This is a genomic window from Serratia sp. SCBI (assembly GCF_000747565.1).
GTDB classification, from domain to species: domain Bacteria; phylum Pseudomonadota; class Gammaproteobacteria; order Enterobacterales; family Enterobacteriaceae; genus Serratia; species Serratia ureilytica.
Map to the genome: position 1 here is coordinate 3,952,428 of NZ_CP003424.1, position 15,512 is coordinate 3,967,939.

The 15,512-nt window shown below is 58.7% G+C and carries 18 protein-coding genes; 9 read left to right on the top strand and 9 right to left on the bottom strand.

What is annotated here, in order from left to right:
* Window positions 1-114: 114 nt before the first annotated feature.
* The gene (gene asr, locus SERRSCBI_RS18565) at window positions 115-465 is read right to left on the bottom strand and encodes an acid resistance repetitive basic protein Asr (RefSeq protein ID WP_004928953.1); all 351 of its coding nucleotides are present in this window, start codon (window positions 463-465) and stop codon (window positions 115-117) included.
* 229 nt (window positions 466-694) lie between these two features.
* Here asr and SERRSCBI_RS18570 point away from each other — a divergent pair, with 229 nt between their 5' ends.
* Entirely contained in the window at window positions 695-1,003 is a 309-nt protein-coding gene (locus SERRSCBI_RS18570; RefSeq protein ID WP_004928950.1) for a YqjD family protein, read from the top strand.
* Between the two features lie 67 nt (window positions 1,004-1,070).
* On the opposite strand, the gene SERRSCBI_RS18575 is transcribed toward SERRSCBI_RS18570, so the two are convergent.
* Entirely contained in the window at window positions 1,071-2,495 is a 1,425-nt protein-coding gene (locus SERRSCBI_RS18575) for a PLP-dependent aminotransferase family protein (protein WP_042785241.1), read from the bottom strand.
* Between the two features lie 95 nt (window positions 2,496-2,590).
* Between SERRSCBI_RS18575 and SERRSCBI_RS18580 the strand changes: the two genes are divergently transcribed.
* The 5 genes from SERRSCBI_RS18580 (at window position 2,591) to nrdF (ending at window position 7,045) form a co-directional block, all read left to right on the top strand.
* The gene (locus tag SERRSCBI_RS18580) at window positions 2,591-3,022 is read left to right on the top strand and encodes a carboxymuconolactone decarboxylase family protein (protein WP_042785242.1); all 432 of its coding nucleotides are present in this window, start codon (window positions 2,591-2,593) and stop codon (window positions 3,020-3,022) included.
* Window positions 3,023-3,294: 272 nt separating this feature from the next.
* On the top strand, window positions 3,295-3,525 hold the full coding sequence (locus tag SERRSCBI_RS18585; protein ID WP_033644148.1) for a redoxin NrdH: 231 nt from the start codon (window positions 3,295-3,297) through the stop codon (window positions 3,523-3,525).
* A 9-nt stretch (window positions 3,526-3,534) separates the two neighbouring features.
* On the top strand, window positions 3,535-3,939 hold the full coding sequence (gene nrdI, locus SERRSCBI_RS18590) for a class Ib ribonucleoside-diphosphate reductase assembly flavoprotein NrdI (protein WP_004928930.1): 405 nt from the start codon (window positions 3,535-3,537) through the stop codon (window positions 3,937-3,939).
* Window positions 3,921-6,065, top strand: coding sequence for a class 1b ribonucleoside-diphosphate reductase subunit alpha (gene nrdE / locus SERRSCBI_RS18595; RefSeq protein ID WP_071883575.1), 2,145 nt, complete (start codon window positions 3,921-3,923; stop codon window positions 6,063-6,065). Before nrdI ends, nrdE begins: the two co-directional genes overlap by 19 nt.
* Window positions 6,066-6,073: 8 nt before the next feature.
* Entirely contained in the window at window positions 6,074-7,045 is a 972-nt protein-coding gene (gene nrdF / locus SERRSCBI_RS18600; RefSeq protein WP_042785244.1) for a class 1b ribonucleoside-diphosphate reductase subunit beta, read from the top strand.
* A gap of 43 nt (window positions 7,046-7,088) precedes the next feature.
* Here nrdF and SERRSCBI_RS18605 read toward each other — a convergent pair whose 3' ends face one another.
* The 5 genes from SERRSCBI_RS18605 to SERRSCBI_RS18625 all read right to left on the bottom strand — a co-directional run bounded on the left by SERRSCBI_RS18605 (window position 7,089) and on the right by SERRSCBI_RS18625 (window position 9,838).
* Window positions 7,089-7,376 carry a type II toxin-antitoxin system RelE/ParE family toxin gene (locus SERRSCBI_RS18605; RefSeq protein ID WP_033639548.1) on the bottom strand — a complete coding sequence of 96 codons (288 nt, stop codon included), beginning with the start codon at window positions 7,374-7,376 and terminating at the stop codon, window positions 7,089-7,091.
* The gene (locus tag SERRSCBI_RS18610) at window positions 7,376-7,663 is read right to left on the bottom strand and encodes a CopG family ribbon-helix-helix protein (protein WP_033639547.1); all 288 of its coding nucleotides are present in this window, start codon (window positions 7,661-7,663) and stop codon (window positions 7,376-7,378) included. Before SERRSCBI_RS18610 ends, SERRSCBI_RS18605 begins: the two co-directional genes overlap by 1 nt.
* A gap of 77 nt (window positions 7,664-7,740) precedes the next feature.
* On the bottom strand, window positions 7,741-7,935 hold the full coding sequence (locus SERRSCBI_RS18615) for a DUF1289 domain-containing protein (RefSeq protein WP_042785245.1): 195 nt from the start codon (window positions 7,933-7,935) through the stop codon (window positions 7,741-7,743).
* A gap of 64 nt (window positions 7,936-7,999) precedes the next feature.
* Window positions 8,000-8,740, bottom strand: a complete 741-nt coding sequence (locus SERRSCBI_RS18620; protein WP_042785246.1) for an SDR family oxidoreductase — start codon at window positions 8,738-8,740, stop codon at window positions 8,000-8,002.
* Window positions 8,741-8,893: 153 nt separating this feature from the next.
* Window positions 8,894-9,838 carry an MBL fold metallo-hydrolase gene (locus SERRSCBI_RS18625; protein ID WP_033644153.1) on the bottom strand — a complete coding sequence of 315 codons (945 nt, stop codon included), beginning with the start codon at window positions 9,836-9,838 and terminating at the stop codon, window positions 8,894-8,896.
* 206 nt (window positions 9,839-10,044) lie between these two features.
* On the opposite strand from SERRSCBI_RS18625, the gene SERRSCBI_RS18630 reads away from it, so the two are divergent.
* Window positions 10,045-11,016, top strand: a complete 972-nt coding sequence (locus SERRSCBI_RS18630; RefSeq protein WP_033644154.1) for a patatin-like phospholipase family protein — start codon at window positions 10,045-10,047, stop codon at window positions 11,014-11,016.
* 97 nt (window positions 11,017-11,113) lie between these two features.
* Here the strand turns inward: SERRSCBI_RS18630 and SERRSCBI_RS18635 are convergent, their stop codons facing one another.
* Complete coding sequence (locus SERRSCBI_RS18635) at window positions 11,114-12,469, bottom strand: 2-hydroxycarboxylate transporter family protein (RefSeq protein ID WP_033644155.1); 1,356 nt, start codon at window positions 12,467-12,469, stop codon at window positions 11,114-11,116.
* A gap of 326 nt (window positions 12,470-12,795) precedes the next feature.
* On the opposite strand from SERRSCBI_RS18635, the gene SERRSCBI_RS18640 reads away from it, so the two are divergent.
* Together SERRSCBI_RS18640 and SERRSCBI_RS18645 are read left to right on the top strand one after the other, a co-directional pair.
* Complete coding sequence (locus tag SERRSCBI_RS18640; protein WP_042785247.1) at window positions 12,796-14,388, top strand: sensor histidine kinase; 1,593 nt, start codon at window positions 12,796-12,798, stop codon at window positions 14,386-14,388.
* A 33-nt stretch (window positions 14,389-14,421) separates the two neighbouring features.
* On the top strand, window positions 14,422-15,108 hold the full coding sequence (locus SERRSCBI_RS18645) for a response regulator (protein WP_033644157.1): 687 nt from the start codon (window positions 14,422-14,424) through the stop codon (window positions 15,106-15,108).
* A gap of 16 nt (window positions 15,109-15,124) precedes the next feature.
* On the opposite strand, the gene SERRSCBI_RS24960 is transcribed toward SERRSCBI_RS18645, so the two are convergent.
* Window positions 15,125-15,388 (bottom strand): hypothetical protein, encoded by a 264-nt coding sequence (locus tag SERRSCBI_RS24960; protein ID WP_127897172.1) that lies wholly within the window; start codon window positions 15,386-15,388, stop codon window positions 15,125-15,127.
* Between the last annotated feature and the right edge of the window lie 124 nt (window positions 15,389-15,512).

Sequence of the window (15,512 nt, forward strand, 5' to 3'; positions counted from 1 at the left end):
AGATAGCGATGGATCATCGTGAGTAGCCTAAAAAGAAGACACCCGGAAAGACCGGGTGTCTGAAATACGGGCTGTAGAGTGCGGAACCTTGTCGGTTCCGCAAACATCACTTAATTAAGCTTTTTTACCGGCTTTTTTGTGGTGTTTTTTAGCGGCCTGAGCTTTCTGCACTGGCGCTTTTTTGTGGTGTTTTTTAGCAGCCTGGGCTTTCTGAGCTGGCGCTTTTTTGTGGTGCTTTTTAGCGGCCTGAGCTTTCTGGGCTGGCGCTTTTTTGTGGTGCTTCGCTTTCTTGTGGTGCGTTGCTTTAGCTGGCGCTTTTTCAGCAGCAGCCGCTGGCGCAGCGGTAGTGGTGGTCGCAGCTGGCGCGGTGGTGGTAGCCGGAGCAGTAGCTGCAGTATCAGCAGCGAAAGCAACAGAAGACAGACCCATAGTGGCAGCAACGATCAGCGCTAATACTTTTTTCATCTTTAAATCCTCAGAGTGTTGTTTCGGTAAGCTCCGGTGGAGCCGTTGAAACAGATACTAGTGGAATCAAACGGCCGTTTCCGTGAGTGATTGGTTTCGCCGAGTAACCAAATGTACAAAGCCCAGGTGCCGGCAAACACCTGCGTGACGGCGGTTTTTTTCCGTGATCGGCCACACAAATCTCGGCATGGTCTACACTTAAAAGACATGTGTCGAAATGGAGAGCTGAATGTTTAAGAAAGCGGAAAGAACAGAACGCGATATCGATCAGGATGTGACTCTGTTGGCCGATACGCTGGATGAAGTGTTGCGCGAGTCCGGTGACAAGACCAAAGAGGAACTGAAAGAGCTGCACAGCAAGGCGAAAGGCGTGCTGCGCGACGCGCGAGCGCGATTCAACGGCTCCACCAGTCTGACACAGCATGCGCGCGACGCGGTCGATCAAGCCGACAGCTATGTGCGTGACAAACCTTGGCAGGGCGTAGGGATCGGTGCCGCCGTCGGCATCGTGCTCGGCGTGCTGCTGGCCCGGCGTTAACACCCCTGCAGTCATAAAGATAAAACAGATGTGCGTCTGGCCCGCGGAAATCGCGGGCCGTTTAATTTTAGCGAAACAGCTGCGCCAGCCCCTGTACCGCCCGCTCCGCCTCCTCTCGCCGGCTGAAATTGGCGAACCCCAGCAGTAACCCTTGCCCCGCCGGATGGTCGATTCGCCAGTCCGACAACGCCTGCACCGCCAGCCCCTGTCGCCAGGCTTGCGCCGCCAACGGCGCATCCGCCAAGCCGTCGCGCAGCCGGGCCAACAGCTGAATGCCGCCCTGTTGCGGCACCGTCGTCAGCCACGCCCCCAGCTGCCGCTCCAACGCCAGCGTCAGCCACTCGCGCCGCTGGCGGTACAACGGCCGCATGCGTTTCAGGTGGCGGTAGAAATGCCCTTGCCGGATAAAATCCGCCACGCCGGCCTGCAGCAGCGGCGGGCAACCGCAGCCGCGCAGCCGGCTGCTGCGCGCAAAGGCCTCCGTGAGGCCGACGGGCACCACTAAATAAGCCATGCGCAGCGCCGGGAACAGCGTTTTGCTGAAGGTGCCGGCATACAGCACCCGCCCCTGAACATCGAGGCTTTTCAGCGGCGGCAGCGGCCGCCCGTGATAGCGAAACTCGCTGTCGTAGTCATCCTCAAGGATCCAGGCCCCGCGCTGCTGCGCCCAGTCGAGCAGCGCCACCCGCCGCGCCAGGCTGAGCGAGACGCCGAGCGGGCTTTGATGGGTCGGCGTCACCACCGCCAGCCGCGCCTCAGGCGCCGTCAGAATACCGGCGGCCACGTCCATGCCCTGTTCATCCACCGGCACGGCGACCGGCCTGACGCCGGCGGCTCGCAACAGCGGGCGCGTGACCGGATAGCCGGGATCTTCGATCCATACCGCGTCGCCGGCGTGCAACAGCGTCTCCGTCACCCAGTCCAGCAACGCCGGATAACCGGCGCAGAGGAAAATTTGCTCCGGCCGGCAGCTGATGCCGCGCGACAAATGCAGATAATGGGCGATCGCCTCACGCAGTTCAGGCAGGCCGCCGGCCGGCGGCAGCGCCAGGGAAGCCGCCGTGGAACCGCGCAGCTGGCGGGCGACAATGCGCTGCCACAGCGCCCGAGGAAACGCATCCAGCGCCGGCACGCCCAGTTGGAAAGGCTGCAGCATGCCCTGCGGCTGCAGCGGATCGGGCGCTATCGTCGCCAGCGGCGGCGCAGCGGGCATCGCGCCCGGCGGCATGTGCGGCAACTGCGGCGAGACATAGGTGCCCGCCTGCCCCCGGCTCTGCAAGAAACCTTCGGCAATAAGTTGCGCGTAGGCGCTTTCCACCGTGGCGCGCGCCACGCCCAAATCGCTCGCCAACCCGCGCACTGAGGGCAACCGGCTGCCTGCCGCCAGGCTGCCCTGGGCAATGGCGTCTTTAATCCGCTGGTAAATCTGCCGGTACAGCGGCTCGGCGAGCCGGCTGTCCAGCCGCAATGAAGTCAGGAACGGTGGCATCATGGCCCGGTTAAATAATCATTTTATGGCCCTATAGCATAGACCATAAGGCCGCTAAAGTAGCGCCATGATTTCGTTACTATCAATTGAGGTTGACCATGATTAAGCCACGTTTGAACTATGCCGAGCTGGCGCCCGCCCCGTACAAAAATATGGTGAGCGCGCTGATGGCGCTGGAGAAAGGCGCCCTGGACAAAGCGACCATCGAGTTGATGTTTATGCGTGTTTCGCAGATCAACGGCTGCGCCTACTGCCTGGACATGCACGGCAAAGCGCTGCGCGAAAGCGGCTTCAGCCATGCCAAGCTGGATACGTTGGCGGGCTGGCGCGTCAGCCATGAATTCAGCGAGCGTGAACGCGCGGCGCTGGAGTGGGCCGAGTCGGTTACGCTGATCGCCGCCACCGGTGCGCCGGACAGCGCTTTCGAGGCGCTGAAGGCGCACTTCAGCGATACCGAGATCGCCGATCTGACCTTCGCCATCAGCATCATGAACGCCTTCAATCGGCTGGCCGTCAGCATGCGCCAGTAATGCGCTCGCCTCCCCCTCTTCACCGAGAGGGGGAATTTCACACCCGCAAAAATTTTTCCCCTCGCCTTTTCCAGCCCCGGCGCGGCCTGCGCGCAAAACCCGAAAAAACACCATATATAGCGCGGTTGATAAAATAAATATCAACATATAGTATTTTATCTATCAGCCGCAGGGAATATTGTTCGGCTGATAACGCCGTCAGAAACGCCAGGAACAATGCTCCGTTCTCTGACTTGTCCGCCTTTCCTTCAGCCTAAAGGTAAATGCGAATCATGAGCATTATTATTTATAGTAAGCCGGACTGTGTCCAGTGCAACGCCACCTATCGCGCATTTGATAAACAGGGGATTGATTATCAGGTGATCGACCTCACCCAGGATCCGCAGGCGCTGGACCACGTTAAATCCTTAGGTTATCAGCAAGTTCCGGTGATTATCGCCGGTGACGATCACTGGGCCGGTTTCCGGCCGGACAAAATCGGCGCGCTGGCGCTCACCTGCTGAGGCCCGACGATGAATCCGCTGGTCTATTTCTCCAGCAGCTCGGAGAACACCCACCGATTCGTTGAGAAACTGGGCCTGCCGGCGATCCGCATTCCGATCGCCGGCGCCCGCAGCAAATTGCTGATGGAACAGCCCTATATCTTGATCGTGCCCAGCTATGGCGGCGGCAGCGCCGTCGGCGCGGTGCCGATCCAGGTGATCCGCTTTCTCAACGTTCCGCAAAACCGTTCATACCTGCGCGGCGTCATCGCCGCCGGGAACACCAACTTCGGCGCAGCGTACGGCATCGCCGGCGACATCATCGCCAAAAAATGCCAGGTGCCTTTCTTGTACCGCTTCGAGCTGCTCGGCACTACGCAAGACGTTGAAAACGTTAGACAGGGAGTAACCGCATTTTGGCAACGACAGAACTGACCAGGCCCGAGACGGGCGCGCTGGATTACCATTCGCTCAACGCGATGCTCAATCTTTACGATGCGGAAGGCCAGATCCAGTTCGATAAAGATCGGCTGGCGGCGCGGCACTACTTCCTGCAGCACGTCAACCAAAACACCGTGTTCTTCCATAACCTGGAGGAAAAGCTGCGCTATCTGGTGGAAGAAGGCTACTACGAGCCGCAGGTGCTGGCGCAGTACGAATTCCCGTTTATCAAGCAGCTGTTCCAGCAGGCCTACGCCAAAAAATTCCGCTTCGAGACTTTCCTCGGGGCCTTCAAGTACTACACCAGCTATACGCTCAAAACCTTCGACGGCAAGCGCTATCTGGAACGCTACGAAGACCGGGTGTGCATGGTGGCGCTGACGTTGGCGGCGGGCGACACCGCCCTAGCGCAGGATCTGGTGGAAGAGATGATTTCGGGCCGCTTCCAGCCGGCCACGCCGACCTTCCTCAACTGCGGCAAACGCCAGCGCGGTGAGCTGGTCTCCTGCTTCCTGCTGCGCATCGAAGACAATATGGAATCGATCGGCCGGGCGGTGAACTCCGCGCTGCAGCTGTCGAAACGCGGCGGCGGCGTGGCCTTCATGCTGAGCAACATTCGCGAGGTGGGCGCGCCGATCAAACGCATCGAGAACCAGTCCTCCGGCGTCATTCCGATCATGAAAATGCTCGAAGACGCCTTCTCCTACGCCAACCAGCTCGGCGCGCGCCAGGGGGCGGGCGCGGTGTATCTCAACGCCCACCACCCGGATATCCTGCGTTTTCTCGACACCAAGCGGGAAAACGCCGACGAGAAGATCCGCATCAAAACGCTGTCGCTGGGGGTGGTGATCCCGGATATCACCTTCGAGCTGGCGAAGAACAACGAAGAAATGTACCTGTTCTCGCCCTACGACGTCGAACGGGTGTATGGCACGCCGCTGTCTGAAATCAGCGTCAGTGAAAAATACCGCGAGATGGTGGACGACAAGCGCATCCGCAAGTCGCGCATCAACGCGCGCGAGTTCTTCCAGGTGCTGGCGGAGATCCAGTTCGAATCCGGCTACCCCTACGTCATGTTCGAGGACACGGTCAACCGAGAGAATCCGATCGCCGGGCGCATCAACATGAGCAATCTGTGTTCGGAAATCCTGCAGGTCAACCGCGCCAGCACCTATCACGAGGATCTGACCTACGATCGCATCGGCAAGGATATCTCCTGCAACCTCGGCTCGCTGAACATCGCCAAAACCATGGACGCGCCGGACTTCGGCAAGGCGATCGAGACCGCGATCCGCGCGCTGACCGCGGTGGCCGACATGAGCGATATCCGCTCGGTGCCGTCGATCGCCGAAGGCAACCGCAGCGCCCGCGCCATCGGTCTCGGTCAGATGAACCTGCACGGTTACCTGGCGCGCGAGCGCATCTTCTACGGCTCGGAAGAAGGCATCGACTTCACCAATCTCTATTTCTATACCGTGGCCTATCACGCCATCCGCGCCTCGAACCGGCTGGCGATCGAACGCGGCGGCGCGTTCGACGGCTTTGAGCACTCGCGCTATGCCAGCGGCGAGTACTTCGACAAATACACCGAACGCGACTGGCTGCCGCAGACCGAGCGGGTGCGCGAGCTGTTCGCCGCCGCCGGCATCGCCATTCCGGGCCGCGATGAGTGGCGCGCGCTGCGCCAGTCGGTGATGATGCACGGGCTGTACAACCAGAACCTGCAGGCGGTGCCGCCGACCGGTTCCATCTCGTACATCAACAACGCCACCTCCAGCATCCATCCGATCGTCTCGCGCATCGAGATCCGCAAGGAAGGCAAGATCGGCCGCGTTTACTATCCGGCGCCGTACATGACCAACGACAACCTGGCGTATTACCAGGATGCCTACGAGATTGGCCCGGAAAAAATCATCGATACCTATGCCGCCGCGACGCAACACGTCGATCAGGGGCTGTCGCTGACGTTGTTCTTCCGCGATACCGCCACCACCCGCGACATCAACCGCGCGCAGATCTACGCCTGGCGCAAAGGCATCAAAACCATTTACTACATCCGCCTGCGCCAGATGGCGCTGGAAGGCACCGAGGTGCAGGGCTGCGTGTCCTGCGCGCTGTGAGGCAACTTATGACGACCGTAACATCGGCGCCGCTGGTGCGCGCCATCAACTGGAACATCATCGAAGACGACAAGGATCTGGAGGTGTGGAACCGCCTGACCTCCAACTTCTGGCTGCCGGAGAAGGTGCCGCTGTCCAACGATATCCCCTCCTGGGCCACGCTGACGCCGAAGGAGCAGCAGCTGACCATTCGGGTGTTCACCGGGTTGACGCTGCTGGACACCATCCAGAACACCGTCGGCGCGCCGGCCCTGATCGCCGATGCGCTGACGCCGCACGAAGAGGCGGTGTACTCCAACATCAGCTTTATGGAGGCGGTGCACGCCCGCTCTTACAGCTCAATCTTCTCTACCCTGTGCCAAACGCCGGACGTGGATGACGCCTATCGCTGGAGCGAGGAAAACCGCGCGCTGCAGAAGAAAGCCGGCATCATTCTGGCGCACTACCGCAGCGACGATCCGCTGCTGAAAAAAGTCGCCAGCGTGTTCCTCGAGTCGTTCCTGTTCTATTCGGGCTTTTACCTGCCGATGTACTGGTCCAGCCGCGCCAAGCTGACCAACACCGCCGATCTGATCCGCCTGATCATTCGCGACGAGGCGGTGCACGGCTACTACATCGGCTATAAGTTCCAGAAAGGGCTGGAGAAAGTGGACGCCGCGCGGCGCCGGCAGGTGAAAAACTTCGCCTTCGACCTGATGCAGGATTTGTACGACAACGAGGTGCGCTACACCGAGGAGCTGTACGACGGCGTCGGCTGGACGGAAGACGTGAAAACCTTCCTGCACTACAACGCCAACAAGGCGCTGATGAATCTGGGGTATGAAGCGCTGTTCCCACCGGCGATGGCGGAGGTCAACCCGGCTATCCTATCGGCATTGTCGCCGAACGCCGATGAAAACCACGACTTCTTCTCCGGCTCCGGTTCGTCTTACGTTATCGGCAAGGCGGTCAACACCGAGGATGAGGATTGGGATTTCTGAGGACATGACAGCGATGCCGGTCTTTCAGGCCGGTATCGTGCATTCAATACCCTTGTTCTTTCTGACTGCGGATCGCCAGAACAAACGCCGTATCGATATCAGGAATGTATTTGTAGAGCGCCAAATAACCGCGAGCTTGCTGCCCAATAATCAATTCACGCAGCCCTGCGCCAAGGGACCGTCCGATCAATGGATTATGTTCCAATACCGCAATTGCCTGGATGATTTCCTGAATGCGCCGCCCTGAATCCGCAGCGCCATACTGAGCCAAATGAGCGAGAATACGTTCGATATCATCCCTGACCTCTGGCGCCAACTCGACATTTGCCATCAGCGCCCCAATTTTTTAACCGGAGGTTTGACAGCGGCAGTATCACCCGCTGCGTAATTTTCCAAATAACCGCGCATCTCTTTCCAAGAGACCGTCTCTCCCGTCGCAATTATCTTGGCATAGCGTTTTTCCGCTTCATTCTCAAAGTCGCGGCGCAACTCTTCCTGCTGCGTTTTCTCCGCTATTGCCTGCAAAATAAAGCTGTGAGACGTTACGCCAACCTGCTCGGCGACGGCAGCGACTCGGGCTTTAAGCTCATCTGGAATACGAATGGTCGTCGTCGACATAATCGCTCCTAACGTCGGTCAATCACATGTAGCTCAATTGTGCTACATGCAGTCTGGCAGCGCAATAATGCAGAGGATTATTTCACCGATTGACGCAGCTCTAGCCGCTGCCAGATAGCGCGTTTCTCCGCGTCGCTGGCGGTCGGCCAGGCGGCGATCTCCGCCCGCGTGCGCCGGCATCCGCGGCACTGCTGGGTTTCGTCGTCGATCCGGCACAGGCTGACGCAGGGCGACCTGACGCCGGGATGAAATTGCTGATTGTCGCCCGCCATACGCTGCCCTTGATGTGATGAGTTCCGCCACAGGATACCCGATCCTGCGGCGGCGCGTCGTCAATCAGATGATGCCGCCGTTGGCGCGCAGGGTTTGGCCGTTGATCCAACCGCCGTCGGCCCCCGCGAGGAAGGCCACCGCCGCAGCGATATCGTCCGGCGTGCCCAGGCGCTCCAGCGGTGCCATCTTCGCCAGCCGTTCGATAAGCTCCGGGGTTTTGCCGTCGAGGAACAAGCCGGTGGCGGTCGGTCCCGGCGCGACGGCGTTCACCGTGATATTGCGGCCGCGCAGCTCTTTCGCCAGCACGCTGGTCAGCGCTTCGATCGCCGCCTTACTGGCGGCATACATACCGTACCCCGGCTGCAGCAACCCCACCACGCTGGAGGAGAAGTTGATGATGCGGCCATTGTCACGCAGGCGTTTCGCCGCCTCGCGCATCGCATTGAAGCTGCCTTTCAGATTGATGTCGAGCAGGCGATCCACGTCTTCGTCACGCATGTCCGCCACCGGCGCCAGCGCGATCACCCCGGCGTTATTGACCAGCACGTCGACGCCGCCAAACGCCTGTTCGGCGCTGTCGAACAGGCGGGCGACCGCAGATGCATCGCTGACGTCGGCTTTGACGCTCAAGGCGCGGCCGCCGCCCTGTTCAATCTTGCGCACCAGCTCATCGGCCGGCGCCGGGTTGCCCGAATAGTTGATGATGACGGTGAAGCCATCGGCGGCCAGACGCTCGGCGATGGCCGCGCCGATGCCGCGCGATGCGCCGGTGACGATGGCGACGGAGGGAGTTTTCTGATTCATCGGGAGATCCTTAAAGAAAACGACGAGGGTAACGTTAATCATGCACTCTTTATCACGGCGAATAAGCCCCGATTCTCTGGCATCATCATCCCAAATTATCGAACAATGTCCCCAAGGCGCTTACGATGGCCGCCCGTTGGGCGGCCATCGCCATTACAGCGCGCCGTAGTTCAATGGCACCCAGGTGTAACCGTCGCCCTGGCGGTTCAAATACCCCAACCCCGGGAACGACAGGTGTGCGCCCCCCACCAGCTCGCTCTGCCGCGCGCTGTCGCCAAATATCCGCAGCCGCTGAGCGACCGCCGCCTTGGCGTCATTATCAAAGCTGATAGCCACCTTCGGATGCGGCATCTGCACCGCCGCCACGTGGATCAGATCCCCCAGCAGCAACAGCTTCTGGCCCTGGCTGGTCACCTGATACACGCTATGCCCCGGCGTATGGCCGTGGGCGGCAAAGGCGGCAATGCCCGGGGAAAGCTCACCGTCGCCGCTGAACGGCTTAAAGTGGCCGGCCGCCTGATACGGCTTGATCACTGCCTGAGCCCTTTCGAAGTTGCTTTTACTGCCCGCGCTAGCCTGTTTCAGTTTGTCCGCGCTTAGCCAGAAGTCCGCGTCCTGGCTGGCGGCGCGCACCACCGCATTGGGGAATACCGCCTTGCCGTCGTGCGTCAGCCCGCCGAGGTGGTCCGGGTGCATGTGGGTCAGGTAGATCTCATCCACCTGCTCCGGCTGGTAGCCCGCCGCACGCAGGTTATCCACCAGCTTGCCCAGGCCGTCGCCCAGCAGTTGGCCGGCGCCGCTGTCGATCATCACCAGCTTGTCGCCGGTATTGATCAGATAAGCATTGACCGACGTGACCACCGGCAGGCTTTGATGCTGCTCGGCTACCCCGGCGGCGATCTGCTGCGGCGTACGGCCCAGTAACAGCTTATCCGCCGGCAGGCGAATAATGCCGTCGGACAACGCGGTCACTTCAAAGCTGCCCAGCATGATGCGGTAAAATCCCGGCGTCGGGGTTTTGGCCTGCGGCGCGGCGGCGCCGGCCTGTAACGACATAACGGCCAGCGCCGCGCCCAACAGACAACGTTTCCAGAACATGATGACTCCTTGTGAGAATTGAACAGCGCTAAGTATTGACGCAAAAAGCCCGATGCGCCTGTTTAATAAATGCCTTTGATAAATATATAAATAATATATTCATTATGAATAATTTTGTTTGCCGAGCCACACAACCCCAATCCATATTTTCTCGTGCGCCGCTTCGTTATTTTTCTTACTCCCTAAACCACGAGTAAGGAAATATGATGAGCTATCAATTCGAAAACCTGGTCTTTGAAGGCGGCGGCGTAAAAGGCATCGCCTATGGCGGCGCACTGGAATTGCTGGAGGCCAAAGGCATCATGCCGCAGATCAAGCAAACTTCCGGCGCCTCAGCGGGCGCCATCGCCGCGCTGCTGGTCGGGCTGGGCTGCAGCTCGGCCGACGTGACCAAGATTCTGTCGGCGATGGATTTTAAAAAATTCCTCGATTATAACGGCGGTTTTTTCGGCACGCTCCAGGACGCCTATCGCCTGTTCAATCAATACGGCATCGCGCCCGGCGATTATTTCTATCAATGGTCACGCGATATTATCAAACAATATACCGGCAACCCGGATATTACCTTCGAACAGTTCGAAGCGATGAAGGCGGCGAAAGGGTTCAAGTCGATTTACTTTATCGGCGCCAACCTCAACAGCGGCCAGCGAGAGGTTTATTCTCACCGTACCACGCCGCGCATGAAAGTGGCGGATGGCCTGCGCATTTCGATGTCGTTCCCGTTCGCCTTCGTGGCGAAGAAAAATGCCCTGGGCGACCTGTGCATCGACGGCGGCATGATCGACAACTACCCGGTGCGGCTGTTCGACTATGACTTCTCCGCCACGCCGCCTTACATCGACAGCACCAGCCAGCGCATCAACACCCGTACGCTGGGCATTCGCCTGGACTCCGCCAGTGAAATCGCTCAGGCCGCCGGTCAGGCCGGCCCGCGCACGCCGGTCAACAACCTGTTTGATTTCACCCTGGCGGTGGCCAACGTGATGCTGGACATCCAAACCAAGGTGCATCTGGACAGCGATGACTGGAAGCGCACCGTGTATGTCGACACGCTCGACGTCGGCACGCTGGAGTTCGGCATCAGCGAGGAGAAGAAACGCGCGCTGATCGAATCCGGCCGTCGCGGCGTAGAGCGCTACTTCGCGTGGTATGACGCCGCCATGAAGCAAGCGGCGTAACCGGCAGTTCCCCGCCCGCGCGTCGGGCCGGCGCGCGGGCAAAAAAAATCCCCGCGGGGGCGGGGAAAGGCAAAGTAACGCTAAGGATTTATAGGAGTTATACGAAGAACTTGGCCAACACCAGCAGCGACAGCGAAACGTTGATAGCGCCGCCGATACGGGTTGCGATCTGGGCGAACGGCATCAGCGACATGCGGTTGCCGGCGGTGAGGATCGCGACGTCGCCGGTCCCGCCCTGCCCGCTCTGGCAGCAGGAGACGATCGCCACGTCGATAGGGTGCATGCCGATTTTCTTGCCGACGAAGAAACCGGTCGCTACCAGCGCGCTGACGGTGGTGACGATCACGATCAGATTCTGTACGGTGAACGCGTCCACCAGTTCCTGCCACGGCGTGATGGCTACCCCGACGGCGAACAGGATGGGATAGGTCACGGCGGTGCGGAAGAATTTGTACACCACCTGCGAGCCTTCCTGAATGCGCGGCGACACCCCGTGCGCCAACTTCACCGCCACGGCGGCGAACAGCATGCCCACCGGCGCCGGCAGGCCGATCAGACGGTGCAGCAGCATGCCCACCATATACAGCAGAATGGCCAACAGCGCGCCGCAGGCGATGGTGCTGACGTCCACCTTGCCGCTGATTTTTTCAACCGCGCTCATGTCGCTTTCACCCTGCTTGCTCGGCATCAGGCTGCCTTCGCCGGTCAGGTGCGGATAACGCTTGCCCAGCTGGTTGAGCAGGCCGGCGATGACGATAGCGGTCAGGCTGCCGAGCATCACGATAGGCAGAATGCGACCCAGCGCCACGCCCTGCTCCATGTGCAGGATCGCGGCATAGCCCATCGACAGCGGGATCGCCCCTTCACCTACGCCGCCGGCCATGATCGGCAAGATCAGGAAGAAGAAGATCTGGAACGGTTCCAGGCCCAGCGCCATGCCGACGCCCATCCCCACCAGCATGCCGACGATCTCGCCGCACAGCATGGGGATGAAGATGCGCAGGAAGCCCTGGATCAGCACCTGGCGGTTCATGCTCATGATGCTGCCGACGATGATGCAGCAGATGTAGAGGTAAAGAATGTTGGTCGATTTGTAGAACTTGGTGGTCGACTCCACCACCACGTCCGGCAGCAGGCCATAGTGCACCAGCGCGGAAGGAATGAAGGTCGCGCAGATCGCCGCCGCGCCCATTTTGCCGATCAGTGGCAGGCGCTTGCCGAATTCGCCGCAGGCGAAGCCGAAGAACGCCAGGGTGGCCACCATCACCACAATATCGCTCGGCAACTTGCCTTCCAGGCAGTCGAGCAGAATCAATACGCCGGCCAGAATAAAGAACGGTAACGGAATAATCCCTACTTTATAATTGTCCAGTATCCGCCACCATTTCTCACGCAGAGGAATATCAGCGGCCTTGTCTTTGGCTACGAGGTAAGAATCATCTGTTGTGCTCATAATCTGGCCTCTTATTAGTTTGTTCAGCCATCATAGAGAAGCGCACGGATTATCTGCTGTGATTATGTTCAAAATTAAAAAGGGTTTTTAATGGTGGTTATGGTTTCTATGGGGTTAATTAAGATTATGTAAAAATCAGCGTGGTTTTAATGGCGTTAATACCGTTTTTATTTTAAAGCTTATCAACTTTATCGCAGACGAACAATTCTCGTCCGGTTCACGCTAATCCCGTGTGAGGGATCACAAGTTGATCGGGCGCAATATTACACACCCCGTATCTCGTGATAGGGTAAGGCTTCAGGATCTCTTTACGGTGAAGCTCCTCCATGCGCCTTAAACTCTCATTTCAAATCAAGCTGTTTCTGTGCCTGGTGGCCTTCTCCTGCCTGCTGCTGAGCTGCATCGGCGCCTACACCTATTACCAGCTGGATGCGCAGCTGCACCGCGATCTCGGCGCCCGCGCCCAGGTGCAGGCGCGTGAAATCGCCCTTATCCCTTCGTTGGTGGATGCCGTAGAAAAAAACGACGCCGCCAGGATCGCTGCGTTGATGAAAAAAATCCGCGCCAGCAGCGACGCCAGCTATATCGTCATCGGTGATAATCATGCCCGTCATCTCTATCATTCCGAATATGAGGGCCGCCTGGGCACGCCGATGATCGGCGGTGATAATAAAGAAGTATTGGAAGGAAAAAGCATTATTTCCATTCGCAAGGGTGGCATCGGCGTTTCATTACGCAGCAAGGCGCCGATTCTGGATGAAAATAATCACGTCATCGGCATCGTTTCCGTCGGCTATTTGAAATCGCATATCGATAATTTAAATGCCAGGACATTAACGCAAATTATCGGTTCCATCGTGCTGCTGCTGATCGCCCTGTTCGTTTTTTCCTGGCTACTGTCGAAAAACCTCAAACGCCAAATGTTCTGGCTGGAGCCGAAAGAGATCGCGCTGCTGGTGCGCCAGCAAAAAGCGCTGCTGGAAGCCATCTATGAGGGCGTGATCGCCATCGATCCGCAGCTGCGGATCATCACCATCAACCATGCGGCGCGTGAGCTGTTGGATCTGCATCAGCCCGCCACCGGCCTGCTGGGCCGGCCGATCGGCGACGTGATCCAGGCCCAGCCGGACTTTTTCGCCGTCGCGCAGTTGGAGCACGACACCCATGACGAGGTGTGCCGCTTCAACCACGTGCGGGTGATCGCCAGCCGGGTGCGCATCATGCAGGAGCAAGAGCTGCAAGGCTGGGTGATCAGTTTCCGCGACAAGAACGATATCAATACCCTGAGCAGCCAGCTCAGCCAGGTGAAACGCTATGCCGACAACCTGCGCATCATGCGCCACGAGCAGCTGAACTGGACCGCCACGCTGGCCGGACTGCTGCATATGCAGCGCTACGACGAGGCCATCCGCTATGTGGAAGCCCAGTCGGAGGGCGCGCAGGAGATCCTCGATTTCATCTCGCAGCGCTTCAGTTCGGCGGCGCTGTGCGGGCTGCTGCTGGGCAAATACTCCAGCGCCAGAGAGAAAGGCATCGAACTGCGTTTCGATCCGGCCTGCCAGCTGCGGCAGATCCCGGCGGCGCTGAATGAGACCGAACTGATGTCGATCGTCGGCAACCTGCTGGATAATGCGGTGGAGGCGACGCTGCACTGCCCGGCTCCGCACGACGCGATCGAACTCTATATCAGCGACGGCAGCGACGAGCTGGTGATCGAGGTGGCGGATCGCGGCACCGGCATCGCCGAGGAGATTCGTGATACGCTGTTTGAACAGGGCGTGACCACCAAAGCGGATAAAAGCGACCACGGCATCGGCCTGCATCTGGTCGCCAGCCACGTGGCGCAGGCGCACGGCAGCATAGAAGTGTCGGACAACGAGCCGCACGGCGCGATATTCTCTATATTTATCCCTAAATAAAACCCATAACCCGATTTTTTTGAGCACCCGATTATGTCACACCAAACACTGGACGTTCTGATCGTGGAAGATGAGCCGCAACTGGCGACGCTGCACGCAGAGTTCATCGAGAAAAATTTCAACCTGCGGGTGGTGGCCTACGCCGCCACGCTGGCCGAAGCGCGGGCCAAAGCCAACGAGCATCAGCCGCGACTGATCCTGCTGGACAACTTTCTGCCGGACGGCCAGGGCATTGAGCTGATGGAAGAACCGGCGGTAAAGAATCCCGCCTGTTCGGTGATTTTCATCACCGCCGCCAGCGACATGCATACCTGCAGCCAGGCGATCCGCAACGGCGCCTTCGACTACATCATCAAGCCGGTGTCTTACAAACGGCTGCGCAACTCGCTCGAGCGCTTCATGCAGTTCGTGCAGACCCAGCGCACCTTCAAAATCATCGATCAGGACAATGTCGATGCGCTGTACAACCTGCAGTCGAAGCAGTTCTCCAGCGAACCGAGCGCCAAAGGCATAGAAACCAACACGCTGGAGCTGGTGCAGGCGCTGTTTATCGCCCAGCCGGCGGTGGCGCATGCGGTGGAAGACGTGGTCGAACAGGTCGGCATCAGCAAAACCACCGCTCGCCGTTATCTGGAATATTGCGTCGCCACCCAGTTCGTGCGGGTGGAGATGCTGTACGGCAATATCGGCCATCCGCGCAGGCTGTATCGCAAGGCCTGAGGCTGCCATCTGGCTGTCATACTAAGGCGATAACATGACGCTCGACGATATCCCCCTCGATATCGGCACCTGTCGTTAAAACTGATGAAATACTGATGACTTTTGCCCGGCCTCTGGTCGGGTTTTTTATTATCCGAACGGCAGGCGCGGCGCCCAAATATCTCTCTGCGCCACACCGTATTATTTCCCCAAAAACCAAACCATTATGGCGAATAATGGCCGTTAATTTTGAGTCACGGGCCAAATTACCATAACTAATTAAAACCTTGATGTAAACCACTAATATCCCATTTAAATGACATTGAGGGTTGTCTCAGATATTCACTGTGTTAGGGTAAAAAGCTCTTTTATTTTGCTAAGGACAGCCCATAACGCTTTAATTAAACCAGAGGAAACAGCAAATT